The sequence below is a fragment of the Streptomyces sp. NA02950 genome (assembly GCF_013364155.1).
Lineage (GTDB): Bacteria > Actinomycetota > Actinomycetes > Streptomycetales > Streptomycetaceae > Streptomyces.
Window position 1 is genome coordinate 4,077,447 of sequence record NZ_CP054916.1, and the last position, 25,733, is coordinate 4,103,179.

At 70.3% G+C, this 25,733-nt stretch carries 21 protein-coding genes; 6 read left to right on the plus strand and 15 right to left on the minus strand.

The window, feature by feature from the left end; all coding sequences use genetic code 11:
* The first annotated feature begins 10 nt into the window (after positions 1 to 10).
* The 4 genes from HUT19_RS17575 (at position 11) to HUT19_RS17590 (ending at position 5,896) form a co-directional block, all read left to right on the plus strand.
* Positions 11 to 1,369 (plus strand): ABC transporter substrate-binding protein, encoded by a 1,359-nt coding sequence (locus HUT19_RS17575; RefSeq protein WP_176181395.1) that lies wholly within the window; start codon positions 11 to 13, stop codon positions 1,367 to 1,369.
* Positions 1,366 to 2,250, plus strand: coding sequence for an ABC transporter permease (locus HUT19_RS17580; RefSeq protein WP_254885626.1), 885 nt, complete (start codon positions 1,366 to 1,368; stop codon positions 2,248 to 2,250). Before HUT19_RS17575 ends, HUT19_RS17580 begins: the two co-directional genes overlap by 4 nt.
* A gap of 65 nt (positions 2,251 to 2,315) precedes the next feature.
* On the plus strand, positions 2,316 to 3,038 hold the full coding sequence (locus HUT19_RS17585; RefSeq protein WP_254886180.1) for an ABC transporter ATP-binding protein: 723 nt from the start codon (positions 2,316 to 2,318) through the stop codon (positions 3,036 to 3,038).
* A gap of 83 nt (positions 3,039 to 3,121) precedes the next feature.
* The gene (locus HUT19_RS17590) at positions 3,122 to 5,896 is read left to right on the plus strand and encodes a fumarate reductase/succinate dehydrogenase flavoprotein subunit (RefSeq protein WP_176181397.1); all 2,775 of its coding nucleotides are present in this window, start codon (positions 3,122 to 3,124) and stop codon (positions 5,894 to 5,896) included.
* Positions 5,897 to 5,995: 99 nt separating this feature from the next.
* On the opposite strand, the gene nuoN is transcribed toward HUT19_RS17590, so the two are convergent.
* The 14 genes from nuoN to HUT19_RS17660 all read right to left on the minus strand — a co-directional run bounded on the left by nuoN (position 5,996) and on the right by HUT19_RS17660 (position 22,456).
* Entirely contained in the window at positions 5,996 to 7,648 is a 1,653-nt protein-coding gene (gene nuoN, locus HUT19_RS17595) for an NADH-quinone oxidoreductase subunit NuoN (protein WP_176181398.1), read from the minus strand.
* Entirely contained in the window at positions 7,645 to 9,291 is a 1,647-nt protein-coding gene (locus HUT19_RS17600) for an NADH-quinone oxidoreductase subunit M (RefSeq protein ID WP_176181399.1), read from the minus strand. The genes nuoN and HUT19_RS17600 overlap by 4 nt, the downstream gene beginning before the upstream one ends.
* A 3-nt stretch (positions 9,292 to 9,294) precedes the next feature.
* Positions 9,295 to 11,190 carry an NADH-quinone oxidoreductase subunit L gene (nuoL, locus tag HUT19_RS17605; protein ID WP_176181400.1) on the minus strand — a complete coding sequence of 632 codons (1,896 nt, stop codon included), beginning with the start codon at positions 11,188 to 11,190 and terminating at the stop codon, positions 9,295 to 9,297.
* Positions 11,191 to 11,206: 16 nt separating this feature from the next.
* Positions 11,207 to 11,506 (minus strand): NADH-quinone oxidoreductase subunit NuoK, encoded by a 300-nt coding sequence (gene nuoK, locus HUT19_RS17610; RefSeq protein ID WP_176181401.1) that lies wholly within the window; start codon positions 11,504 to 11,506, stop codon positions 11,207 to 11,209.
* Complete coding sequence (locus HUT19_RS17615; protein WP_176181402.1) at positions 11,503 to 12,462, minus strand: NADH-quinone oxidoreductase subunit J; 960 nt, start codon at positions 12,460 to 12,462, stop codon at positions 11,503 to 11,505. Before HUT19_RS17615 ends, nuoK begins: the two co-directional genes overlap by 4 nt.
* Positions 12,459 to 13,073 carry an NADH-quinone oxidoreductase subunit NuoI gene (nuoI, locus tag HUT19_RS17620; RefSeq protein WP_254885627.1) on the minus strand — a complete coding sequence of 205 codons (615 nt, stop codon included), beginning with the start codon at positions 13,071 to 13,073 and terminating at the stop codon, positions 12,459 to 12,461. The genes HUT19_RS17615 and nuoI overlap by 4 nt, the downstream gene beginning before the upstream one ends.
* Positions 13,066 to 14,421: an NADH-quinone oxidoreductase subunit NuoH gene (gene nuoH / locus HUT19_RS17625; RefSeq protein WP_176181404.1), complete on the minus strand. Its 1,356-nt coding sequence runs from the start codon at positions 14,419 to 14,421 to the stop codon at positions 13,066 to 13,068. Before nuoH ends, nuoI begins: the two co-directional genes overlap by 8 nt.
* The gene (locus HUT19_RS17630) at positions 14,418 to 16,913 is read right to left on the minus strand and encodes an NADH-quinone oxidoreductase subunit G (protein WP_176181405.1); all 2,496 of its coding nucleotides are present in this window, start codon (positions 16,911 to 16,913) and stop codon (positions 14,418 to 14,420) included. Before HUT19_RS17630 ends, nuoH begins: the two co-directional genes overlap by 4 nt.
* On the minus strand, positions 16,910 to 18,292 hold the full coding sequence (gene nuoF / locus HUT19_RS17635) for an NADH-quinone oxidoreductase subunit NuoF (protein ID WP_176181406.1): 1,383 nt from the start codon (positions 18,290 to 18,292) through the stop codon (positions 16,910 to 16,912). The genes HUT19_RS17630 and nuoF overlap by 4 nt, the downstream gene beginning before the upstream one ends.
* Positions 18,292 to 19,101, minus strand: coding sequence for an NADH-quinone oxidoreductase subunit NuoE (nuoE, locus tag HUT19_RS17640; protein ID WP_176186993.1), 810 nt, complete (start codon positions 19,099 to 19,101; stop codon positions 18,292 to 18,294). Before nuoE ends, nuoF begins: the two co-directional genes overlap by 1 nt.
* A gap of 160 nt (positions 19,102 to 19,261) precedes the next feature.
* Positions 19,262 to 20,596, minus strand: coding sequence for an NADH-quinone oxidoreductase subunit D (locus HUT19_RS17645; protein WP_176181407.1), 1,335 nt, complete (start codon positions 20,594 to 20,596; stop codon positions 19,262 to 19,264).
* Positions 20,596 to 21,330, minus strand: a complete 735-nt coding sequence (locus HUT19_RS17650; RefSeq protein ID WP_176181408.1) for an NADH-quinone oxidoreductase subunit C — start codon at positions 21,328 to 21,330, stop codon at positions 20,596 to 20,598. The genes HUT19_RS17645 and HUT19_RS17650 overlap by 1 nt, the downstream gene beginning before the upstream one ends.
* Positions 21,331 to 21,510: 180 nt before the next feature.
* Positions 21,511 to 22,065: an NADH-quinone oxidoreductase subunit B family protein gene (locus tag HUT19_RS17655; protein ID WP_176181409.1), complete on the minus strand. Its 555-nt coding sequence runs from the start codon at positions 22,063 to 22,065 to the stop codon at positions 21,511 to 21,513.
* A gap of 31 nt (positions 22,066 to 22,096) precedes the next feature.
* Complete coding sequence (locus tag HUT19_RS17660; RefSeq protein ID WP_176181410.1) at positions 22,097 to 22,456, minus strand: NADH-quinone oxidoreductase subunit A; 360 nt, start codon at positions 22,454 to 22,456, stop codon at positions 22,097 to 22,099.
* Positions 22,457 to 23,312: 856 nt separating this feature from the next.
* On the opposite strand from HUT19_RS17660, the gene HUT19_RS17665 reads away from it, so the two are divergent.
* Positions 23,313 to 24,122 carry a C40 family peptidase gene (locus HUT19_RS17665; protein ID WP_176181411.1) on the plus strand — a complete coding sequence of 270 codons (810 nt, stop codon included), beginning with the start codon at positions 23,313 to 23,315 and terminating at the stop codon, positions 24,120 to 24,122.
* 88 nt (positions 24,123 to 24,210) lie between these two features.
* Here the strand turns inward: HUT19_RS17665 and HUT19_RS17670 are convergent, their stop codons facing one another.
* Complete coding sequence (locus HUT19_RS17670; RefSeq protein WP_176181412.1) at positions 24,211 to 24,633, minus strand: CBS domain-containing protein; 423 nt, start codon at positions 24,631 to 24,633, stop codon at positions 24,211 to 24,213.
* Between the two features lie 249 nt (positions 24,634 to 24,882).
* On the opposite strand from HUT19_RS17670, the gene HUT19_RS17675 reads away from it, so the two are divergent.
* Positions 24,883 to 25,671, plus strand: coding sequence for a VOC family protein (locus HUT19_RS17675; RefSeq protein ID WP_176181413.1), 789 nt, complete (start codon positions 24,883 to 24,885; stop codon positions 25,669 to 25,671).
* Positions 25,672 to 25,733: the final 62 nt, after the last annotated feature.

Sequence of the window (25,733 nt, forward strand, 5' to 3'; positions counted from 1 at the left end):
AGGCTCTCCGATGCAGCGCACCACCCTCCCGGCCACTGTCGCCACCGGCGCACTGCTGCTGTCCCTCACCGGCTGCGGCGGCGACGCGGAAGCCGGCGGCAAGACCGTGACGGTCACCGTCGGCTACCAGTCCAAGACGATCAACACCGTGACCGCGGGCACCCTGCTGCGCGCGCTCGGCTCCTTCGAACGCGAACTGCGCGCCCTCGGCCGCCGCGACGGCCACACCTACAAGGTAAAGTGGCAGGACTACGCCACCGGCGCGCCGATCACCGCGCAGATGGTCGCCGGGAAGGTCGACATCGGCTCGATGGGCGACTTCCCGCTCCTGATCAACTCCGGCCGCGGCAAGCAGCTGAACGCCCCGACCCGTCTGGTCTCCGTCACCGGCTACAACCTGCGTGGTGGCCTCAACACCATCGTCACCCGCCCCGGCTCCGATCTTCGCGAACTGTCCGAGCTGCGCGGCAAGCAGGTCTCCACCAGTGTCGGCTCGGCCGCCGACGGCACGCTCGTACGGGCCCTCCAGCGGGCGGGCATCGACCCGGAAGACGGTATCCACAAGCTCAACCAGCAGCCCGCCGTCGGTGCTTCGGCCCTCCAGGCGGGCAGCGCGGACGCCCTCTCGCAGTTCGTGGCCTGGCCGGGGCTGCTCGCCTTCCAGGGCAAGGCCAAGGCGCTGTACGACGGGGCGCGGCTGAACCTCCCCACCTTCCACGGTGTCACCACGCGCGCGAAGTTCGCCGATGAGCGCCCGGCCGTCGTCAAGGCGTTCCTCGCCGCCCAGATCGACGCCACCCGCTATCTGCGCGCCCACCCGCTGCCCGCCGCGCGGAAGGTCGCGAAGGCCACCGGGCTGCCACCGGAGGTGGTCTACCTCTACAACGGCGCCGGCGGTATCGCCACCTTCGACCCCACCCTCAAGCCCTCGCTGATCGCGGCCCTCAAGAAGGACGTCCCGGTGCTGCGCGCGGCCAAACTGGTCGGCCCGGTGGACGTGAACTCCTTTGTCGACGACCGTTACATCAAGCGGGCGTACGGAAGCACGGACGCCTACGCGAAGGCGCTGCGCACCACACCGCCCGCTTCGTCCAGTCAGATCTGGCTCAAGGGCGAGGAGCGGACCCGGAGTTTCCGCACCCCCGCCGAGCTGCTGCGGTTCGCCAGCACCCACCGCGACCTGATCCGGGCCGCGTATGTGCCCGACGCCGCCACCGGCACCCTCTGGTACGCGGACCGGGCGGTCTGGGTCAAGGACGGCGCCGGGCTGCGCGCCTTCGTCACCCCGGCGAACGCCCGCACCTGGAGCGCCTCCCACCCCGGTGCCCGCACGGTCTCGTACGCCACGGCCCTGAAGGAGTCGGGATGACGGCGCCCACGACTCCGCTGCGGCCGACGTCCGCACCCGCCGCCCCCGCCGCGCAGCGCCCGCGCCGCCGCCCCTGGCCCCGCTACGCCCTGCGCGCCGGGTCGCTGCTGGCCGCCCTCGGCCTGTGGCAGCTGCTCACCTCGCTCGACGTCAATCTGTGGCTGCGCTTCGCGCAGTTCCCGACCGCGACCGACGTCGCCCGGGAGTTCGCCGACCGCGTCGGCACCGACGCCTACTGGCAGGACCTGACCGACAGCCTCACCCGCATCCTCACCGGGTTCGCGCTCGCCGCGGTCCTGGGCGTGGCGGTCGGCACCGCCATCGCCCGTTCACACCTCGCGTCCGACCTGCTGAGCCCGGTCCTCGAAGTCCTGCGCCCCATCCCCGCCATCGCACTGGTCCCCGTGGCGATCCTGCTGTTCCCCAGCAATGAGCAGGGGATCGTCTTCATCACCTTCACCGCCGCCTTCTTCCCGGTCATGGTCAGCACCCGGCACGCGGTCCGCGCGCTCAGCCCGGTCTGGGAGGAGGCGGTGCTGACCATGGGCGGCGGCCGCCGGCGCGTGCTGGGCTCGGTGGTGCTGCCGGGCGCGCTGCCCGGCATCCTCGGCGGGCTCTCCGTCGGCATCGGCGTCTCGTGGATCTGTGTGATCTCCGCCGAGATGATCTCCGGCGCGTACGGCGTCGGTTACCGCACCTGGCAGGACTACACGATCGTCGACTATCCGGGCGTCTTCGTCGGCATGACCACCATCGGTCTGCTCGGCTGGCTCACCTCCACCGCGGTCGAGCTGGCCGGGCGGCGGCTGACCCGATGGCTGCCCCGCACCGAGACCGCGGGACCGGCAACGCCCCGGCGCAAGGAAGCAGGTACCCCGTGAGCACGCCCGATGTCGCCACCACCCCCGCCCCGCCGAGGGACCGGGCCGCCCCGCCGGGCGTACGGCTGCGCCTGGAGGACGTCGCGCTCGGCCGCCCCGGCGCGCCCGTCCTCCATGGCCTCGACCTGGAGGTGGCCCCCGGTGAACTCCTCACTGTGGTGGGCCCGTCCGGCTGCGGCAAGTCCACCCTGCTGCGCACACTGGCCGGGCTGCTGCCGCCCCTCGGCGGACGGGTCACCCAGGACGGCGCACCCATCACCCGGCCGCACGCCGACCGTGCGCTGGTCTTCCAGGAGGACGCGCTGCTCCCGTGGCGCACCGTGCGTGCCAACGTCGAACTCCCGCTTGCCATTAGGGGCGTGCCGCGGGCCGAGCGCCGCGCCCGGGCCGAGGGGTGGCTGGAGCGGGTCGGGCTCGGCGACCACCTGCGGCGATACCCGCACCGTGTCTCCGGCGGCCAGCGGCAGCGGGTGCAGCTCGCCCGCGCGCTCGTCGGCGAGCCGCGCGCGGTCCTCATGGACGAGCCGTTCGGCGCGCTCGACGCGCAGACCCGGTCCGGGATGCAGCGGCTGCTGGTCGAGGTGTTGCGCGGCACCCGTGCCACGGTCGTCTTCGTCACCCACGACGTGGACGAGGCGCTGTTCCTCGGTGACCGCGTCGCCCTGCTCGGCGGTGGGGCGGAGGCCGGCCGGGTGCTGGACGTACCGCATCCGCGGGAGCGCGCCGCTCATGACGCCGCCGCGACCGTCGCGCTGCGCCGCCAGGTCCTCGCATCCCTCGGTATGTGAAAGGTCCCGCCATGGAGACCACGAACAGCACGGAAAGCCCACAGAGCACGGAAAGCACGGAAAGCACGGAGCATTCGGACATCATGGAGATCCCCGCACCCGAGACGGTCGAGGAGCTGTCCTGCGACGTCCTCGTCATCGGCGGCGGCACGGCCGGCACCATGGCGGCGCTCACCGCCGCCGAACACGGCGCCTCGGTCCTCCTCCTGGAAAAGGCGCACGTCCGGCACTCCGGCGCGCTCGCCATGGGCATGGACGGCGTCAACAACGCGGTCGTCCCCGGCCGGGCCGAACCCGACGACTACATCGCCGAGATCACCCGAGCCAACGACGGCATCGTCGACCAGTCCACCGTCCGCCAGACCGCGACCCGCGGCTTCGACATGGTCAAGCGGCTGGAGCGGTACGGCGTGAAGTTCGAGAAGGACGAGCACGGCGCGTACGCGGTCCGCCAGGTGCACCGCTCCGGCTCGTACGTCCTGCCGATGCCCGAGGGAAAGGACGTCAAGAAGGTCCTCTACCGGCAACTGCGCCGCCGCGAGATGCGGGAGCGGATCCGCATCGAGAACCGCGTGATGCCGGTGCGGGTGCTCACCTCAGACGGCCGGGCCGTGGGCGCCGCCGGATTCCACACCCGCACCGGGGATTTCGTCGCCGTCCGGGCCGGGGCCGTGATCCTCGCCACCGGCGCCTGCGGCCGGCTCGGCCTGCCCGCCAGCGGCTATCTCTACGGCACCTACGAGAACCCCACCAACGCGGGCGACGGCTACGCCATGGCGTATCACGCGGGCGCCGAACTCACCGGTATCGAATGCTTCCAGATCAACCCGCTGATCAAGGACTACAACGGCCCGGCCTGCGCCTATGTCGCCAACCCGTTCGGCGGCTACCAGGTCAACCGGCACGGTGAGCGCTTCGTCGACTCCGACTACTGGTCGGGCCAGATGATGGCCGAGTTCGCGGCGGAAGTGGCGAGCGAACGCGGTCCGGTCTATCTCAAGCTCAGCCACCTCCCGGAGGAGTCCGTGGCGGCGCTGGAGTCGATCCTGCACTCCACCGAACGCCCCACCCGCGCCACCTTCCACGCCGGACGCGGCCATGACTACCGCACCCACGACGTGGAGATGCACATCTCCGAGATCGGGCTGTGCGGCGGCCATTCGGCCTCCGGCGTACGGGTCGACGAGCACGCCCGCACCACGGTCCCGGGGCTGTACGCCGCCGGTGATCTGGCCTGCGTACCGCACAACTACATGATCGGAGCCTTTGTCTTCGGCGATCTGGCGGGCGCAGACGCTTCCCGGCACCGCCGTTACGAGGGCGAACTGCCGCCCGACCAGCTCGCCGAGGCCCATGAGCTGATCTACGCCCCGCTGCGGAACCCCGACGGCCCGCCGCAGCCCCAGGTCGAGTACAAGCTGCGCCGCATGGTGAACGACTATGTCGCCCCGCCCAAGAGCGGCGCCCGGCTCTCCCTCGCCGTCGAGGCGTTCGAGCGGATGCGCCGGGACCTCGCCGAGATGGGCGCCCAGACCCCCCATGAGCTGATGCGCTGCGCCGAGGTGAGCTTCATCCGCGACTGCGCCGAGATGGCCGCCCGCTCCTCCCTCGCCAGGACCGAGAGCCGGTGGGGGCTGTACCACGAGCGCACCGACCATCCGCAGCGGGACGACGCGTCCTGGCTGCACCATCTGGATCTGCGCAAGTCGGCGTCGGGAGCGATGGAGTTCACCGCGCGGCCCGTGGCGCCCTACCTCGTCCCGGTGGCGGAGTACTCCCCCGTCGGCGGGCCGTCCCGGCGGCTCGGCGAGGTGCACCCGGAGCACGTCGCCACGGCCGGGCCGCGCGAGACCCCGCCGAGGGGGGCGGAGCGGGCGCCCGGCACGGACGGCGGCGGGACCGGGGCATCCGCCACCGCCTCCCCGCGCATCCTCGAACTTCTCGCCCTCGCCGAGGAGCAGCCGGGTCTGCCCGCACTCCAGCCCTATCTGGCCGACCCCGACCCCGCGGTCCGCCGGTCCGCCGTCGCCACGCTGACCGAGACCGCGCCCTCGGGCACCGGTCCGGCGCTCGCCGCGGCGCTGGCCGACCCGGACGCCGAGGTGCGGGCCGGGGCCGCCGCCTCGCTGCGGGAGCTGGTCGAGGTGCTGCCGCCCGAACCGGACCTGCGCGATCCGCTGGTGCGTGCCCTGGAGGTGTCCGATCCGACGGTGCGCGCGGCGGCGCTGGAGGTGCTGCGCGCGCTGCGGCTCGGCGGGGCGCGGCTGTTCGCACGGGCGCTGACGGACTCCGAGACCGAGGTGCGCCTGCAGGCCGTACGGGCCCTGGTCTCCGTCGACGCCCTCGACGCGCTGGCGCCCGCCACCGCCGACCCCTCCCGCGAGGTGCGGGTGGCGGCGGCGGGTGCGCTGGCCACGCTCGCGGCCCCCGCCGCCGACGGCCGCGCCGCCCGGGCGCGTGAGCTGCTGGCTCCGCTGCTGCGCGACCGGGACGTGCTCGTACGGGCCGCCGCCCTGGAGGCGCTGGCCGCGGCCGGTTGCCCACCGCCGCTCGACGCCGAGGCGGTCGCGGCGCTGGGCGACCCCGCGTGGCAGGTGCGCAAGGGAGCGGCGACGGCGCTGACCGCCGCCGAACCGGAGTTCGGTATCCCGGCGCTGGCGGACGCCCTGGCCGATCCGCACGCCGATGTCCGCAAGGCGGCCGTGCTGTCGCTGTCGCCGCACGCGGACCGCCGGCCCGCCGCCCACGACGCCCTCGCCACGGTGCTCACCGATCCGGACGCCGATGTCCGTGCCTACGCGTCCAGGGCCGTGAAGGGCGGGGGTACGGCGTCCGCCCGGGAGGGGCAGACGGTGTAGCCGCCGAGCGGTTTTCTCGATGCCCCGATCACAGCCCCGATCGCAAAGAGATGGGCCCTCCCACGACGGGAGGGCCCACCCCACGGGCGAACGGATCCGCTACCGCACGAACACCCCTGCCTGGCCCGCCAGATCGAGGAAGTACTGCGGCGCGACACCGAGCACCAGCGTGACCGCCACACCGATCGCGATCGCCGACGAGGTCAGCACGCTCGGCACGGCGACCGACGGGCCCTCCGTGCGCGGCTCGCTGAAGAACATCAGCACGATCACCCGGATGTAGAAGAACGCCGCGATCGCCGACGAGATCACACCGATGACCACCAGCGGGCCCGCACCGCCGTCGGCCGCCGCCTTGAAGACGGCGAACTTCCCGGCGAAGCCACTGGTCAGCGGGATACCGGCGAAGGCCAGCAGAAAGACCGCGAAGACCGCGGCCACCAGCGGCGAACGGCGGCCGAGCCCGGCCCACTTGGACAGGTGCGTGGCCTCGCCGCCCGCGTCCCGCACCAGGGTGACCACCGCGAAGGCGCCCAGCGTCACGAAGGAGTACGCGGCGAGGTAGAAGAGGACCGAGGAGATGCCGTCGGGCGTGGTGGCGATGACACCGGCGAGGATGAAGCCCGCGTGCGCGATCGACGAGTACGCCAGCAGCCGCTTCACATCGGTCTGGGTGACCGCGACGATGGCGCCGCCCAGCATGGTGACGATCGCGACGCCCCACATCACCGGCCGCCAGTCCCAGCGCAGCCCGGGCAGGACGACATACAGCAGCCGCAGCAGCGCGCCGAACGCCGCGACCTTGGTGGCCGCCGCCATGAAGCCGGTGACCGGGGTCGGGGCGCCCTGGTAGACGTCCGGGGTCCACATGTGGAACGGCACGGCGCCGATCTTGAACAGCAGCCCCATCAGCACCATCGCACCGCCGATGAGCAGCAGCGCGTCATTGCCCATGGTCCCGGCGAGCGCCGGGGTGACGTTCCGCACCTGGCCGTCGACCACGTCCGCGATCCCCGCGTAGCCGACGGTGCCCGCGTAACCGTAGAGCAGGGCGATGCCGAACAGCAGGAACGCGGAGGAGAAGGCGCCGAGCAGGAAGTACTTGACGGCGGACTCCTGGGAGAGCATGCGGTGGCGCCGGGCGAGCGCGCACAGCACGTACAGCGGCAGCGAGAAGACCTCCAGCGCCACGAACAGCGTCAGCAGGTCGTTGGCCGACGGGAAGACCAGCATGCCGCCGACCGCGAAGAGCACCAGCGGAAAGACCTCGGTGGTGGTGAACCCGGCCTTCACGGCGGCCTTTTCGGCGTCGCCGCCGGGGACGGCGGCCGCCTGTGCGGCGAAGGAGTCGACCTGGTTGCCGTGCACCACGGGGTCGAGCCGTCGCTCGGCGAAGGTGAACACCGCGACCAGCGCCACCAGCAGGATGGTGCCCTGGAGGAACAGCGCCGGGCCGTCGATCGCGATCGCGCCCATGGCCGCGACATGAGCCTTGCCGGTGCCGTAGTCACCGGCGGCCAGCCCGACGACCGCGGCGAACGCGGCGGCCAGGGCGACGACGGAGAGGAACAGCTGCGCCGCGTAGCGCCGGCGGCGCGGCAGGAGCGCCTCGATCAGGACGCCGACGATCGCCGCGCCGAGCACGATCAGCGTCGGGGACAGCTGGCCGTACTCGATATGCGGCGCGGGGATCTTGTCGGGCGCCGCCGCCGCTGTTGTCCACAGGCTGTGGACAGGGGCCGCGTGAGTCACTTGGCACCTCCGGAAGCACCGTCGTGCATCGGGCTGTAGCTGAACCAGCCCGCGTCAACGGGGTGGTCGGGCTTGGGGTCCTTCTTGTCCACCACCGACAGGGTGTGGTCGACCGCCGGGTTGACGATGTCGGCCAGCGGCTTGGGATAGACACCGAGGAAGATCAGCAGCGCGATGAGCGGGGCGACCACCAGCAGTTCGCGCGCCTTCAGATCGGGCATACCGCGGACCTCGGCCTTCACCGGTCCGGTCATGGTGCGCTGGTAGAGCACCAGGACGTAGAGCGCGGCGAGCACTATTCCGACGGTCGCGATGACACCGAGCGCCGGATAGCGGCTGAACGTGCCGACCAGGACCAGGAATTCACTGATGAAGGGGGCGAGGCCGGGCAGCGATAGGGTGGCCAGACCGCCGATCAGGAAGGTGCCCGCGAGCACCGGGGCGACCTTCTGCACCCCGCCGTAGTCGGCGATGAGCCGTGAACCGCGCCGGGTGATCAGGAATCCGGCCACCAGCATCAGCGCGGCGGTCGAGATCCCGTGGTTGACCATGTAGAGGGTGGCTCCGCCCTGGCCCTGGGTGGTCATGGCGAAGATGCCGAGGATGATGAAGCCGAAGTGGGAGATCGAGGCGTAGGCGATCAGCCGCTTGATGTCCCGCTGGCCGACCGCCAGCAGCGCGCCGTAGATGATGCTGATCAGCGCCAGCACCAGGATCACCGGGGTGGCCCACTTGCTGGCCTCGGGGAAGAGCTGAAGGCAGAAGCGGAGCATCGCGAAGGTGCCGACCTTGTCGACGACCGCGGTGATCAGCACGGCGACGGGGGCGGTGGACTCCCCCATCGCGTTGGGCAGCCAGGTGTGCAGCGGCCACAGCGGGGCCTTCACCGCGAAGGCGAAGAAGAAGCCGAGGAACAGCAGCCGTTCGGTGCCGGTCGCGATGGAGAGCTCACCGCCCGCCCGCGCCTGGACGATCTCCTGGAGCGAGAAGGTGCCGGTGCCCAGGTCGTCTGCGGTGACCGCGTACAGCCCGACCACCGCGGCCAGCATGATCAGGCCGCCCGCCAGGTTGTAGAGCAGGAACTTCACCGCGGCGTACGAGCGCTGGGTGGCCGTCTCCTCCTCGGACCGCTCTCCGGCCCGGTCCCCGAAGCCGCCGATGAGGAAGTACATCGGGATGAGCATGGCCTCGAAGAAGATGTAGAAGAGGAAGACGTCGGTGGCCTCGAAGGAGATCACCACCATCGCCTCGACCATCAGGATCAGCGCGAAGAAGCCCTGGGTGGGTCGCCAGCGGCGGTTGGGCCGCTCCCCTTCCAGCGGATCGGCGTCATGCCAGCCCGCCAGGATGACGAAGGGGATGAGCACCGCGGTGAGGGCGATCAGCGCCACCGCGATCCCGTCCACGCCCAGTTCGTAGCGGACCCCGAAGTCCTTGATCCAGGCGTGGGATTCGGTGAGCTGGAAGCGGCTGCCGCCGGGGTCGAAGCGGACCAGCACCACGGCCGCGAGGACGAGCGTGGCCAGCGAGAAGGCCAGCGCCACCCACTTGGCGGCGGCGCGCTTGGCGGCGGGTACGGCGGCGGTGGCGACCGCGCCGAGCGCGGGCACCGCGGCCGTGACCGTCAGCAGGGGAAAGGACATCACTCAGACCGCCCTCATCAGCAGGGTCGCGGCGATGAGCACCGCCGTACCGCCGAACATCGAGACCGCGTACGTGCGGGCGTAGCCGTTCTGGAGCCTGCGCAGCCGGCCGGAGAGCCCGCCGACGGAGGCCGCGGTGCCGTTGACCACTCCGTCGACCAGCTTGTGGTCGACGTAGACCAGACCGCGGGTGAGGTACTGGCCGGGCTGGACGAGGACGACGTGGTTGAAGTCGTCCTGGAGCAGATCGCGGCGGGCGGCCCGGGTGAGCAGGCTGCCGCGCGGCGCGGTGCGCGGCACCGGCTGCCGCCCGTACTGCGCCCAGGCGAGCGCGACGCCGATCAGCAGCACGACCATGGTGCCGCCGGTGACGGCGGCGGCACTGAGCGGTGAGTCGCCGTGGCTGTGGCCGGTGACCGGCTCCAGCCACTTCACGAACGCGTCGTTGAGGCTGAACAGCCCGCCCGCGAAGACCGATCCGATGGCCAGGACGATCATGGGGAAGGTCATGGACCCCGGCGATTCGTGCGGATGCGGTTCATTGCCGTTCTCGTCCGGGACCCAGCGCTTCTCGCCGAAGAAGGTCATCAGCATCACGCGGGTCATGTAGTACGCGGTGATGGCCGCGCCCAGCAGGGCCGCGCCGCCGAGGATCCAGCCCTCGGTGCCGCCCTTGGCGAAGGCGGCCTCGATGATCTTGTCCTTGGACCAGAAGCCGGAGAGTCCGGGGAAGCCGATGATGGCGAGATAGCCGAGCCCGAAGGTGACGAAGGTGATCGGCATGTACGTCCGCAGGCCGCCGTACCTGCGCATGTCGACCTCGTCGTTCATGGAGTGCATGACCGAGCCGGCGCCGAGGAAGAGCCCGGCCTTGAAGAAGCCGTGGGTCACCAGGTGCATGATCGCGAAGACATAGCCGATCGGACCGAGCCCGGCCGCCAGGATCATGTAGCCGATCTGCGACATGGTGGATCCGGCGAGGGCCTTCTTGATGTCGTCCTTCGCGCAACCGACGATCGCACCGAAGAGGAGCGTGACCGCGCCGACCGTGACCACCGCGGTCTGGGCGTCCGGTGCGGCGTTGAAGATCGCGCCGGAGCGGGTGATCAGGTAGACGCCCGCGGTCACCATGGTGGCCGCGTGGATCAGGGCCGAGACCGGGGTCGGGCCCTCCATCGCGTCCCCGAGCCAGGACTGGAGCGGTACCTGGGCCGACTTGCCGCAGGCGGCCAGCAGCAGCATCAGCCCGATGGCGGTGAGCTTGCCCTCGCCCGCGCGGTCCGCCTCGGCCAGCACCGGGGCGAACGCGAACGACCCGAAGGTGGTGAACATCAGCATGATCGCGATGGACAGGCCGACATCACCGACGCGGTTGACGATGAACGCCTTCTTCGCCGCCGTTGCCGCGCTGGGCTTGTGCTGCCAGAAGCCGATCAGCAGGTACGAGGCGAGGCCCACGCCCTCCCAGCCGACGTACAGCAGCAGGTAGTTGTCGGCGAGGACCAGCAGCAGCATCGCCGCGAGGAAGAGATTGAGATAGCCGAAGAAGCGGCGGCGGCGCTCGTCGTGCTCCATGTAGCCGATCGAGTAGATGTGGATCAGCGTGCCCACACCGGTGATCAGCAGGACGAAGGTCATCGACAACTGGTCGAGCTGGAAGGCGACGTCCGCGCGGAAGCCGCCCACCGGGATCCAGCTGAACACCTTGCTGTGCAGGGCGCGGTCGTGCTCGCCGCGGCCGAGCATGGCGGCGAAGAGCACCGCCCCGATCGCGAAGGAGGACGCCGCGAGCAGCGTGCCGATGTAGTGGCCCTTGCCGTCCAGCCGCCGCCCTCCGCACAGCAGCAGGGCCGCTCCGAACAGCGGCACCGCGACAAGCAATCCGATGAGGTTCTCCACTTGAACGCGACCCCTTCTAGAGCTTCATCAGGCTGGCGTCGTCGACCGAGGCCGAATGGCGGGAGCGGAAGACGGTCACGATGATCGCGAGGCCGACCACGACCTCCGCGGCGGCGACGACCATCGTGAAGAAGGCGATGATCTGGCCGTCGAGATTGCCGTGCATCCGGGAGAAGGTGACGAACGCGAGGTTGCACGCGTTCAGCATCAACTCGACGCACATGAAGAGGATGATCGCGTTCCGCCTGATCAGCACCCCGGCCGCACCAATGGTGAACAACAGGGCGGCCAGGTAGAGGTAGTAGACCGGATTCACTTGGCGGCTCCCTTGTGGCTCTCGGCGTCCTCGGACCGCTCGTCGGCGCCCTTGCCGTCGGCGCTCGCGCCGTTCGCGTCCGCGCCGTTGACGGCGTCGTTCGCCGAGGTGCCGTTCGCTCCGCGTCCGTTCGCGGCACCGCCTGCGCCCTTGGGCTTGCGCCCCAGCCAGCGCTCGGAGCGCTGCTCCAGCGCCGCCAGCTCGGCCAGCGCCTCACCGGAGACATCCCGGATCTGACCGCGGCCGCGCAGGGTGGCGTTGACCGTGAGCTCGGAGGTGGTGCCGTCGGGCAGCAGACCGGGGATGTCCACCGCGTTGTGCCGGGCGTAGACACCGGGGGCGGGCAGCGGCGGGACGTTCCGCCCGGTGCGCACCCGCTCCTCGGACTGCTCGCGCTGGCTGCGCGCCCGCTCGATGCGCTCGCGGTGGGTCAGCACCATCGCGCCGACCGCCGCGGTGATCAGCAGCGCGCCGGTGATCTCGAAGGCGAAGACGTACTTGGTGAAGACCAGCGTCGCCAACCCCTCGACATTGCCCCCGGAGTTGGCCTGGCCCAGACCGTTCCACGTGGTGAGCGAGGCATTGCCGATCCCGGCGCACAGCAGGATGCCGAAGCCCAGCCCGCACAGGGCGGCGAGCCAGCGCTGCCCCTTCAGGGTCTCCTTCAGCGAATCGGCGGCGGTGACACCGACCAGCATCACCACGAAGAGGAAGAGCATCATGATCGCGCCGGTGTAGACCACGATCTGGACGACGCCCAGGAAGTACGCGCCGTTGGCGAGGTAGAACACCGCCAGAACGATCATGGTCCCGGCCAGACTCAGCGCACTGTGCACCGCCTTGCGCATCAGGATCGTGCACAGCGCGCCGATCACGGCGACGGTGCCGAGCACCCAGAACTGGACGGCCTCACCGGTGGAGGTGGTGGAGGCCGCCGCGGCCAGCGCGCCGCTCATGCCTGCACCCCCTCGTCCGCGCGCTCACCGCTGTTCTCCGCGACCTCGTCCCCCGCGGGCGTCTCGCCCTTGCTGACCGCGACCTGACGCCGGGTCCCGGGCGCCGCCTCGGTGACCAGGCCCCGGTAGTAGTCCTGCTCGTCCGTCCCGGGGTAGATCGCGTGCGGGCTGTCGACCATGCCCTCCTCGAGCCCGGCGAGCAGCTCCTCCTTGGTGTAGATGAGCGACTCGCGGGTGCGGTCGGCGAGCTCGTAGTCATTGGTCATGGTCAGCGCCCGGGTGGGGCACGCCTCGACGCACAGACCGCACAGGATGCAGCGCAGATAGTTGATCTGGTAGACGCGGCCGTAGCGCTCCCCCGGGGAGTACCGCTCCTCCTCGGTGTTGTCCGCGCCCTCGACGTAGATCGCGTCCGCCGGGCAGGCCCAGGCGCACAGCTCGCAGCCGATGCACTTCTCCAGCCCGTCCGGGTGGCGGTTGAGCTGGTGGCGTCCGTGGAATCGGGGCGCGGTGGGCTTCTTCTCCTCGGGGTACTGCTCGGTGAGCCGCTTCTTGAACATGGCCTTGAAGGTCACGCCGAAGCCGGCCACCGGATTCTGGAAGTCAGACATCGTCGGCCTCCTTTCCGTCACTGACAGTGTCGGGGCCGCCACTGACAATCAACTCGCGTTCCTGGCGGGACCGTCGGCGGGGTACGGGTGGCAGGGACTGCCCGGGCAGCGGTGGCACCGGGAAGCCGCCCGCCATCGGATCGAAGGCGGGCTCGGGAGCCTCCTCGGCCTCGGCCGCGGCCCTGGCCGCCCCGCGGTCGCGGAAGACGTCCACGACGAAGGACAGCAGCAACAGCGTGATCACCGCGCCGCCGACGTAGAGCACGACGTCCTGGTAGTCGTAGTTCTCGTTGCGCAGTGCCCGCACGCTGGCGACCAGCATCAGCCAGACCATCGAGATCGGGATGAGCACCTTCCAGCCCAGCTTCATGAACTGGTCGTAGCGCACGCGCGGCAGCGTGCCGCGCACCCAGATGAAGACGAACAGCGAGGTCACGACCTTGCCGAGGAACCACAGCAGGGGCCACCAGCCGTGGTTGGCGCCCGCCCAGAAGGTGCTGACCGGCCAGGGCGCCCGCCAGCCGCCGAGGAAGAGGGTGACCGCGACCATCGAGACGGTGACCATGTTGATGTACTCGGCGAGCATGAACAGCGCGAACTTGATCGAGGAGTACTCGGTGTTGAAGCCGCCGACCAGGTCGCCCTCGGACTCCGGCATATCGAACGGCGCCCGGTTGGTCTCACCGATCATCGAGACGATGTAGATGAGGAACGAGACCGGCAGCAGCACCGCGTACCAGCGGTCCTGCTGCGAGGCGACGATCTGCGAGGTCGACATCGACCCGGAGTAGAGGAACACCGCCGCGAACGACAGCCCCATCGCGATCTCGTAGCTGATCATCTGGGCGCATGAGCGCAGTCCGCCGAGCAGCGGATAGGTGGAACCGGACGACCAGCCCGCCAGCACGATGCCGTAGATGCCGACCGACGCGGTGGCCAGGATGTAGAGGACGGCGATCGGCAGATCGGTCAGCTGCATCGTGGTGCGGTGGCCGAAGACCGAGATCTCGTTACCGGCCGGGCCGAACGGGATCACCGCGACCGCCATGAAGGCGGGGATGGCCGCGACGATCGGCGCCAGGACATAGACCACCTTGTCCGCGCCCTTGACCGTCACGTCCTCCTTGAGCATGAGCTTCACGCCGTCCGCGAGGGACTGCAGCATGCCCCAGGGGCCGTGCCGGTTGGGCCCGATGCGCAGCTGCATCCAGCCGACGACCTTGCGCTCCATGACGATGGAGATCAGCACGGTCAGCATCAGGAACGCGAAGCAGAAGACGACCTTGATCAGGATCAGCCACCACGGGTCGCGGCCGAACATCGACAGGTCCTCAGCGGCGAAGTTCATGCGGTCACCTCCGGCTCGGTCGCGGGCGCGGCGATCTGGACCACATCACCGGGGCGCGCCCCCAGGTCGCGGTGGATTCCGCCGCCGGTGGAGGCCATCGGCAGCCAGACGACCCGGTCGGGCATCGCGGTGACGGCCAGGGGCAGCAGGACGGATCCGGCCGGGCCGGTGATCCGCAGGGTCTGGCCGTCCGTCACCCCCGCCTCCTCGGCCGTCGCCGCCGAGAGCCGGGCCACCGCGGCGTGGCGGGTGCCCGCCAGCGCCGGGTCGCCCTCCTGGAGCCGGCCGTTGTCCAGCAGCAGCCGGTGACCGGCGAGGACCGCCTCGCCCTCGGCGGGCCGCGGCAGCGGGCCCCCGGTCTCCAGCGGAACGGTGGCGTGCGGGCCCTGCCAGCTGCCCAGCCGGGACAGCTCGGCACGGGCCGCGGCCACGTCCGGCAGGTCAAGCGGGGCGTCGAGCGCGTCGGCCAGCATGTGCAGCACCCGGACGTCCGGGAGGGTGTGCCGACGGGTCATCTGGTCGGGTTTGAGCGCCGCCTCGAACGGCCGGGCCCGGCCCTCCCAGGTGAGGAAGGTACCCGGCTTCTCCGGTGCCGCCGCGACCGGCAGCACCACGTCCGCCCGCTCGGTGACCTCCGAGGGCCGCTGCTCCAGACTGACCGTGAAGCCGACCGCGTCCAGCGCCTCCAACGCCCGCGCCGGATCGGGCAGATCGGCCACCTCGACCCCGGCGACCAGCAGCGCGCCGAGCCCTCCGGCCGCCGCGGCCTCGATGATCCGGTCGGTGTCCCGGCCCTCCTGGTGCGGCAGACCGGCCACGCCCCACACGGCCGCGGTCTCCTCGCGGGCGCGCGGGTCGGTGGCCGGACGGCCGCCGGGCAGCAGCCCGGGCATCGCCCCGGCCTCGATCGCGCCCCGCTCCCCCGCCCGCCGCGGGATCCAGGCGAGCGTGGCCCCGGTGGCGGCGGCGGCCCGCACCGCGGCGGTCAGCGCGCCCGCCACGGACGCCAGTCGCTCACCCACCAGGATCACCGCGCCCTCGGCGCGCAGCGCCTCGGCCGCGCGCTCCCCGGCCTCGTCCAGACCGGTGCGGCCCGCGATGGCGTCCAGCCACTCGGTCTCGGTGCCGGGGGCGGCGGGCAACAGGGTGCCGCCCGCCTTCTCCAGGCCCCGGGTGGTGTGGGTGGCGAGCGAGAAGGTGCGCTGGCCGTGTTTGCGGTGGGCCTTGCGCAGCCGCAGGAAGACCCCGGGCGCCTCCTCCTCCGCCTCGAAGCCGACCAGCAGCACCGCGGGGGCCTTCTCCAGCGTGGTGTAGGTCAGCCCGGTGCCGTCCAGGTCACGGCCGCGCCCGGCGATATGGGCGGCCAGGAAGTCGGCCTCCTCCTGGCTGTGCACCCGGGCGCGGAAGTCGATGTCGTTGGTCTCCAGGGCCACCCGCGCGAACTTCGCGTAGGCGTAGGCGTCCTCGACCGTCAGCCGGCCGCCGGTCAGCACTCCGGTCCGGCCACGCGCCGCGGCCAGCCCCGCGGCCGCCGCCTCCAGCGCCTCCGGCCAGCTCGCCGTCTCCAGCTCCCCGGTCTCCCGGTTGCGCACCAGCGGGGCGGTGAGCCGGTCCGCCGCCTGCGCGTAACGGAAGCCGAAACGGCCCTTGTCGCAGATCCACTCCTCGTTGACCTCGGGGTCGTCCGCCGCGAGGCGCCGCATGACCTTGCCGCGCCGGTGGTCGGTGCGGGTCGCGCAGCCGCCCGCGCAGTGCTCGCACACACTCGGCGAGGAGACCAGGTCGAAGGGGCGGGAGCGGAAGCGGTACGCCGCCGAAGTGAGCGCTCCCACCGGGCAGATCTGGATGGTGTTGCCGGAGAAGTACGACTCGAACGGGTCGCCCTCACCGGTGCCGACCTGCTGGAGCGCGCCCCGCTCCAGCAGCTCGATCATCGGGTCGCCCGCGATCTGGTTGGAGAAGCGGGTGCAGCGCGCGCACAGCACACAGCGCTCGCGGTCCAGCAGCACCTGCGTGGAGATCGGCACGGGCTTGGCGAACGTCCGCTTCCTGCCCTCGAAGCGGCTGTCGGCCGAGCCGGTGGACATCGCCTGGTTCTGGAGCGGGCACTCACCGCCCTTGTCGCAGACCGGGCAGTCCAGCGGGTGGTTGATCAGCAGCAGCTCCATCACCCCGCGCTGTGCCTTCTCGGCGACCGGCGAGGTGAGCTGGGTCTTCACCACCATCCCGTCGGTGCACGTGATGGTGCACGAGGCCATCGGCTTGCGCTGGCCCTCGACCTCGACGATGCACTGGCGGCAGGCACCGGCCGGGTCCAGCAGCGGATGGTCGCAGAACCGCGGGATCTCGATGCCGAGCAGCTCGGCGGCACGGATGACCAGAGTCCCCTTGGGGACGGAGACCTCGATTCCGTCGATGGTGACGGAGACCAGATCCTCTCGCGGCACCGCCGCCTCCCCGCCTCCCGAGGGTGCGTTGGTGGTCACGGTCATGCGTTCACCCCCAGGTGAGTGGAGCGCGGCTCGTCGGCCCAGACGGTGGACTTGGCCGGGTCGAAGGGACAGCCGCCGCCGGTGATGTGCTGCTCGTACTCCGCACGGAAGTACTTCAGGGAGGAGAAGATCGGGCTGGCCGCACCGTCGCCCAGCGCGCAGAAGGACTTGCCGTTGATGTTGTCGGCGATGTCCGCCAGCTTGTCGAGGTCGTCCATGCGCCCCTTGCCGGCCTCCAGGTCGCGCAACAGCTGCACCAGCCAGTACGTGCCCTCGCGGCAGGGCGTGCACTTGCCGCAGGACTCATGGGCGTAGAACTCGGTCCAGCGGGTGACGGCCCGCACCACACAGGTCGTCTCGTCGAAGCACTGGAGCGCCTTGGTGCCCAGCATCGACCCGGCCGCGCCCACGCCCTCGTAGTCCAGCGGGACATCGAGGTGCTCCTCGGTGAGCAGCGGGGTGGACGAACCGCCCGGGGTCCAGAACTTCAGCCGGTGGCCGGGGCGCATCCCGCCGCTCATGTCGAGCAGTTGGCGCAGGGTGATGCCGAGCGGGCCCTCGTACTGCCCGGGGTTGGCCACATGGCCGGACAGCGAGTAGAGCGTGAAGCCCGGGGACTTCTCACTGCCCATCGAACGGAACCATTCCTTGCCCTTGTTGAGGATGGCGGGAACCGAGGCGATGGATTCGACGTTGTTCACCACAGTGGGGCACGCGTACAGACCCGCGACCGCCGGGAAGGGGGGCCGCAGCCGGGGCTGACCGCGACGTCCCTCCAGCGAGTCCAGCAGTGCGGTCTCCTCACCGCAGATGTACGCGCCCGCGCCCGCGTGCACCGTGATGTCGAGACCGGGAAGTCCGGCCACCCCCAGCTTCCGGCCGCGCCGTTCGGCCGTGCCCAGGTAGCCCGCCTCGTACGCCTCGCGCACCGCCTCGTGCAGCCGCCGCAGTACGGGGACGACCTCGCCGCGCAGATAGATGAAGGCGTGCTCGGAGCGGATGGCGTGGCAGGCGATGACCATGCCCTCGATGAGGGAGTGCGGATTGGCGTAGAGAAGGGGGATGTCCTTGCAGGTGCCCGGTTCCGACTCGTCCGCGTTGACCACGAGATAGTGCGGTTTGCCGTCGCCCTGCGGAATGAACTGCCACTTCATTCCGGTGGGGAAGCCCGCCCCGCCGCGGCCGCGCAGACCCGCGTCCTTCACCAGCGCGATCACATCGTCGGGGTCCATCGCGAGGGCTTTGCGCATGCCGTCGTAGCCCTCGTGCCGCAGATAGGTGCGCAGGGTCCACGCGTTGGGCTGGTCCCAGAACGCGGAGAGCACGGGTGCCAGCAGCTTCTCGGGGCTGTGTTCGTTGATCTCGGTCGTCACGGTCATCACTCCCCCTCCTCGGTGACCGGACCGGACGGGTGGTGCGGGTCGGACGCGGAGGTCCGCTGCGGTGCGTCGTGCGAGCTGGGGTGCGTTGCCGGCGCCTCGTCCGACGGGGCTCCCGCGGACCTCGGCGAGACGACCCGCCCCGGTGCGCCCTCGCCCCTGGCCAGCCGCAGCCCGACCAGTGAGGCGGGCCCGGCGGAGCCACCGGCCTCGACGGCGCCCGGCCGCGGGTCGGGGAATCCGGCGAGGATGCGCGCGGTCTCCTTGTAGGTGCACAGCGGTGCGCCGCGGGTGGGCTCGACGGTCCGGCCCGCCCGGAGGTCGTCGACCAGCCGCTTGGCGGACTCCACCGTCTGGTTGTCGAAGAACTCCCAGTTGACCATCACCACGGGGGCGAAGTCGCAGGCCGCGTTGCACTCGATGTGCTCCAGGGTGACCTTGCCGTCCTCGGTGGTCTCCCCGTTGCCCACCTCCAGATGGCGCTGGAGCTCCTCGAAGATCGCGTCACCGCCCATCACCGCGCACAGCGTGTTGGTGCACACCCCGACCTGGTAGTCGCCGGAGGCTTTGCGCCGGTACATGGTGTAGAAGGTGGCGACCGCGGTGACCTCGGCGGTGGTGAGGTCCAGCATCTCGGCGCAGAACCGCACCCCGGTGCGGGTGACATGGCCCTCCTCGGACTGCACCAGGTGCAGCAGCGGCAGCAGCGCGCTGCGGCTGTCCGGGTAGCGGGCGATCACCTCCCGGGCGTCCGCCTCGAGCCGGGCACGTACCTCGGCCGGGTAGTCGGGGGCGGGAAGCTGCGGCATCCCCAGCTCAACATCGCTCACAGTCCCTCACCGTTCCCTTCTCCGCCCGCACGGCGCAGAGGTGCGGCCATCGTCGTCCGCGGCCGAGCGTCCCGCCCGTCACCCGCCACCGCCCTCAAGCGGCCGCGCTGCGCGCAGGCACCTTTCATGCGTGCGTCGGTCACCGGTCGACGCCTCCCATCACGGGGTCGATGGACGCGACAGCGACGATCACATCGGCCACCTGGCCGCCTTCGCACATCGCCGCCACGGCCTGCAGATTGGTGAACGACGGATCCCGGAAGTGGACGCGATAGGGGCGGGTGCCGCCGTCGCTGACCATGTGCACACCGAGTTCGCCCTTGGGCGACTCCACCGCGATGTACGTCTGTCCGGGCGGTACCCGGAATCCCTCGGTCACCAGCTTGAAGTGGTGGATCAGGGCCTCCATCGAGGTGCCCATGATGTTCTTGATGTGGTCGAGCGAGTTGCCGAGGCCGTCCGGGCCGAGCGCCAGCTGCGCGGGCCAGGCGATCTTCTTGTCCGCGACCATCACCGGACCGGGTTCCAGCCGCTCCAGGCACTGTTCGACGATCCGCAGCGACTGGCGCATCTCCTCCATCCGGATCAGGAAACGGCCGTAGGCGTCGCAGGTGTCGGCGGTCGGCACCTCGAAGTCGTACGTCTCGTAACCGCAGTACGGATCGGTCTTGCGCAGATCATGCGGGAGTCCGGTGGCGCGCAGTATCGGGCCGGTCACACCGAGGGCCATACAGCCCGCCAGATCGAGATAGCCGACATCCTGGAGCCGGGCCTTGAAGATGGGGTTCCCGGTCGCGAGCTTGTCGTACTCGGTCAGGTTCTTGCGCATCTTCTTGATGAAGGCGCGGATCTGGTCGACCGCTCCCGGCGGCAGATCCTGGGCGAGCCCACCGGGCCGGATGTAGGCGTGGTTCATCCGCAGCCCGGTGATCAGCTCGTAGATGTCGAGGATCATCTCGCGGTCGCGGAAGCCGTAGATCATCACGGTGGTCGCGCCCAGCTCCATCCCGCCGGTGGCGATGGCCACCAGATGGGAGGAGATCCGGTTGAGTTCCATCAGCAGCACCCGGATGACCGAGGCCCGGTCCGGGACCTGGTCCTCGATGCCGAGCAGCTTCTCGACGCCCAGGCAGTACGCCGCCTCGTTGTAGAAGGGCGTCAGGTAGTCCATGCGGGTCACGAACGTGGTGCCCTGCGTCCAGTTCCGGAATTCGAGGTTCTTCTCGATTCCGGTGTGCAGATAACCGATTCCGCAGCGGGCCTCGGTGACCGTCTCGCCGTCGATCTCCAGGATCAGCCGGAGCACCCCGTGGGTGGAGGGGTGCTGCGGACCCATGTTGACGATGATCCGCTCGTCGTCGGCCTTGGCCGTGGCGGCCACGACCTCGTCCCAGTCGCCGCCGGTGACGGTGTAGACGGTGCCCTCGGTCGTCTCGCGCGCGGAGGCGGAGGGGGTTGCACGGGTGGCAGACATCAGCTGTACGACCTCCGCTGGTCCGGAGCCGGGATCTGGGCGCCCTTGTACTCGACGGGAATGCCGCCGAGGGGGTAGTCCTTGCGCTGCGGGAAGCCCTGCCAGTCGTCGGGCATCATGATCCGCGTCAGCGCGGGATGTCCGTCGAAGACCAGGCCGAAGAAGTCGTAGGTCTCGCGCTCGTGCCAGTCGTTGGTCGGATACACATCGACGATCGACGGGATGTGCGGATCACTGTCGGGAGCGCTCACCTCCAGCCGGATCACCCGGCTGTGGGTGATCGACCGCAGGTGGTACACGGCGTGCAGCTCACGGCCCTTGTCACCGGGGAAGTGGACCCCGCTGACGCCGGTGCACAACTCGAAGCGGAGCGCCGGGTCGTCGCGCAGGGTCCGGGCGACCCGCGGCAGATACTCGCGCGCGATGTGGAAGGTCAGCTCGTCGCGGTCCACGACGGTCTTCTCGATCGCGTTCTGCGGGAGCAGCGACTGCTCCTCCAGGGCACCCTCGAGTTCGTCGGCGACCTCGTCGAACCAGCCCCCGTACGGACGGTTGGCCTGGCCGGGCAGCCGCACCGGGCGCACCAGACCGCCGTAGCCGGTGGTGTCGCCGCCGTTGTCGGCGCCGAACATGCCGCGCTGGACACGGATCGCCTCGCCGTGGTCACCACGCCTGCCGGGGAGGTTCTCCGCGTTGAGGTCCTGGTCCGGGTTGACCCCATTAGCCTCGCTCACAGCGTCCCTCCGTTCGCTTCTCCGCCCACGAGGCGCAGACGTGCGGGCTTCGTCGTCGACAGCCGCCGGGCGGCCTCGCGTGCGTCGCTCACAGCGTCCCTCCGTTCGCTTCTCCGCCCACGAGGCGCAGACGTGCGGGCTTCGTCGTCGACAGCCGCCGGGCGGCCTCGCGTGCGTCGCTCACCTGAGCAGCCCCTTCATCTCGATCGTCGGGAGCGCCTTCAGCGCCGCTTCCTCCGCCTCCCGGGCCGCACGCTCGCGGTTCACGCCGAGCTTCTCCTCGCGGATCTTCTCGTGCAGTTTGAGGATCGCGTCCAAGAGCATCTCGGGGCGCGGCGGGCAGCCGGGCAGATAGATGTCGACGGGGACGATGTGATCGACGCCCTGCACGATCGCGTAGTTGTTGAACATGCCTCCGGAGGAGGCGCACACGCCCATGGAGATGACCCACTTGGGGTTCGGCATCTGGTCGTAGACCTGGCGCAGCACCGGGGCCATCTTCTGGCTGACCCGCCCGGCGACGATCATGAGGTCGGCCTGCCGGGGCGACCCCCGGAAGACCTCCATGCCGAAGCGTGCGAGGTCGTAGCGGCCGGCGCCGGTGGTCATCATCTCGATGGCACAGCAGGCCAGGCCGAAGGTGGCCGGGAACACGGAGGACTTGCGGGCCAGTCCGGCGGCCTGCTCAACGGTGGTGAGCAGGAAGCCGCTGGGGAGCTTCTCTTCGATACCCATGCGCTGTTTCCCCTATCTCCTCTAGAGCCCTTCAGTCCCACTCCAGTCCGCCGCGCCGCCACACATAGGCGTAGGCGACGAAGACGGTGAGCACGAAGAGGAGCATCTCCACGAGCCCGAACAGCCCCAGGGCGTCGAAGGAGACGGCCCAGGGGTAGAGGAAGACGATCTCGATGTCGAAGACGATGAAGAGCATCGCCGTCAGGTAGTACTTGATGGGGAAGCGCCCACCGCCGGCCGGATGCGGAGTCGGCTCGATGCCGCATTCATAGGCTTCGAGCTTGGCCCGGTTGTAGCGCTTGGGGCCGATGATCGCGGCCATGAAAACCGAGAAGATCGCAAAACCTGCCCCGAGGGCTCCCAGTACGAGGATGGGCGCGTATGCGTTCACCGTCCTCGCTCCCTTCAGTCGACGATGACTGTCTGGCGGACCGCACGGACGTGCTGTCGCCCCACGAAGATCGTGCTCATGTGAGGCAGTTCACAAGCCCGTTTCGCCTGCATCCTATGCCTGTCGGTCTGTGATCTGCGACACGGGGTGCGACAACGTCTTTGTGATCTCCACCACCTGACGAAGGATCATGAAGTCGGATGAGCGGTGATCTTGCACGCGAAGCATCCGAACGATCACGAGAGGTGACATTCGGGGGCGTCGTCACTGGTGAGGACGTTGCGCCCTTACCAAGACATGGTACATACATGCAAATTTGCGATGGGCATCGTCAGCTGATACTTATCCGCCACCCTCCCGGGTGATCCGGTCTCCGGACCGCGGCCCGCACCACCCCCGGGTCTCCTCCGGGCTCCGTCCGGCACCCCTCCCGTCTTCTTGATCGCCGGTTCGCGCTTTGATTCACGAGCGCGTGCCGCGACCGCTTCCGCATGTCGATCCCGCTCGTCTCCGCACGCGTCCCCGCTCGCTTCACCGGTGGGTCGCGTTTGCTTCACCACCGGCCCCGGTTGCTTCACGAGCGGGCCCCACGGAGTGAGGTATCCCACGCCGCGATGGGTTGTGGAACGCGATTTCACGGGAATCTTTGATACGCGGGCCGTATCGGTGGTAGGCCGCTCGCCGCTTCCACACGGCCGCCAAATGCCATGCGTAGAGACATGATCGAGAAATTCGGACATCGCCGCGGAGCCTGCGATGGAGATCGGTTAGGGCGAATTTCAGGCGTGTACACGCCAAATGTGGCGCACCCCACTTTTGTTGATCCGGGCCTTTCGGCCCTGATAGCCAGTGACCTATGTCCCCAGTCGCACACATACCCAGCCACCGGAAGCCCCGCCGTGCCGCGTCCAAGGGCACACTCCGCGCAGGGGTGACCGGTGGCTTCCTCACCATTGCGGTGGCCGGTGCCGCCGTGCCCGCTTCCGCCACCGAGTCGTCGGCCGCCGAGTCGACGGTGGAGATGCCGACCGTCAGCGCCACGCTGGCGAGCACGGCCGCCCAGACCGCCGACGCCACGCAGCAGGCCGCGTCCGACTACCAGCTCCAGGCGCAGCAGGACCAGGCCGCCGCCCACGCGAAGGCCGCGGCCAAGAAGGCCAAGGCGGAGGCCGACCGCAAGGCGAAGGAAGCCAGGGAGGCGGCGCGCAAGGCCGCCGCCAAGCGTGCGGCCGAGGCCAAGGCCAAGGCCGCGAAGGCGTCCCGCTCCGCGGAGCGCAGCACGCTCTCCGCCCCGAGCACCAGCAACGCCACAGGCAACGCCGCCACCGTCATCAGCTTCCTGAAGGCGCAGCTCGGCAAGGCGTACGTGCTCGGCTCCAGCGGCCCGTCCTCCTACGACTGCTCCGGTCTGACCCAGGCCGCGTTCAAGCAGGTCGGCGTCGACCTGCCGCGGGTCTCCCAGGACCAGTCCACCACCGGCACCCCGGTCTCGCTGGACAACCTCCAGCCCGGCGACATCCTCTACTGGGGCAGCGCGGGCAGCGCGTACCACGTCGGCGTCTACATCGGCGGCGGCAAGTTCATCGGCGCCCAGAACCCGAGCACCGGCATCGTCGAGCGTCCGCTGGACTACGACCAGCCCACCGGCGCCGTGCGCGTCCTGTAGTTCCCGTCATTCCCGCGCGCACACACGTGCCGCACCAATATGGCCGCGGGGCCGCCGTTCCCTTCCCGGGGCGGCGGCCTCACGCCGTTCACGACGTGGCGTACACCTTTTCCACGAACTCGCCGATCTGCTGGTCGGAGAGGTGACGGGCGAGATCCGCCTCGCTGATCATGCCGACGAGCCGCTTGTTCTTGTCGATCACCGGCAGTCTGCGGATCCGGTGCTCCTCCATCTCCCGCAGGACCTCGCTGACATCGGCGTCCGCGCTGATCCAGCGCGGGGTGCCCTTGGCCAGGTCGCCGGCCGTCATCCGGGCCGCGTCGCCACCGCGCGCCACACAGCCGACCACGATGTCGCGGTCGGTGAGAATGCCGCACAGCCGCTCATTGCTGTCGCTGACCGGCAGCGCCCCGACGTTCAGTTCGCGCATCAGTTGCGCGGCGCGGTCCAGCGACTCCGTGGCCGGAATCCACTGCGCGCCCGGGTGCATGATGTCCGCTGCCTTCGTCATGGGTGTACCTCCTGACGGCCCACCGGCGGCGGAACCGGCCCGCGGGCCCCATCGTTCCGGTCGCCGCGGCTGACGCCCGCGGCGCCCCCTCTGTTCATTGTCACCACCCGCGGGCGATGCCGTCATTTCGGACCCTCGCGGTGCTTTCCGAACCCTTGGGACACCGTGCGGTCCCGGCGGCGGCGGCCGGTGGCCGGTGCCAGACTGAGTACGAGAAGTCCTTCACGTCCGATCGTTGAAGGAGCATCCATGCTCACCACCGACTACGTCCCCGGCGCACCCAACTGGCTCGATCTCGGCGCTCCCGACACCGATGCGGCCGCGGCCTTCTACCAGGGGGTGCTGGGCTGGAGTTTCGAGTCGGCCGGTCCCGAGGCGGGCGGATACGGCTTCTTCAAGCGGGACCGCAAAACCGTCGCCGCCCTCGGTCCGCTCACCGAACAGAGTGCCCGTGCGGCCTGGACGCCGTACTTCCACACGCCCGACGCCGACGCCACCGCGAAGTCCGTCGAGCGGGCGGGCGGCGGGGTGGCGGTCGCGCCGTTCGACGTCTTCGACGAGGGGCGGATGGCCCACTTCGCCGATCCCGCGGGCGCCCGGTTCGCCGTCTGGCAGCCCGGCAAGACGGCGGGCCTGGAACTGGTCACCGAACCGGGCAGCCTGTGCTGGACCGAGCTGCACTCCCCCGACCCCGCCGAGGCCCGCACCTTCTACCGCGCCGTCTTCGGCTGGGACACCGAGGAGATGTCGTTCCCGGGCGGGACGTACACCATGCTCTCCACGGCCGGTGCCGGAAAGGACGGCTCCTTCGGCGGTGTCGCCCAGCTCCAGGAGGGGCATTCGACTCCACCGCAGTGGCTGCCCTACATCGAGGTGACGGACTGTGACGAAGTGGTCACCAAGGGGCAGGAGCTGGGCGGTTCGGTGCTGATGCCCGCCGTGTCGGCCGAGGGCATCGGCCGGATGGCCTGGCTGACGGATGTGGCCGGGGCGCCGTTCGGCGTCATCACCAGCGCGAGCCCGGACAGCGGCGGGTAGCCACGTCGGCGGCGGATGGCCCGTAAGAGCCCCGCCCGGCGCGTAAGAAGCCCCGCCGGGCC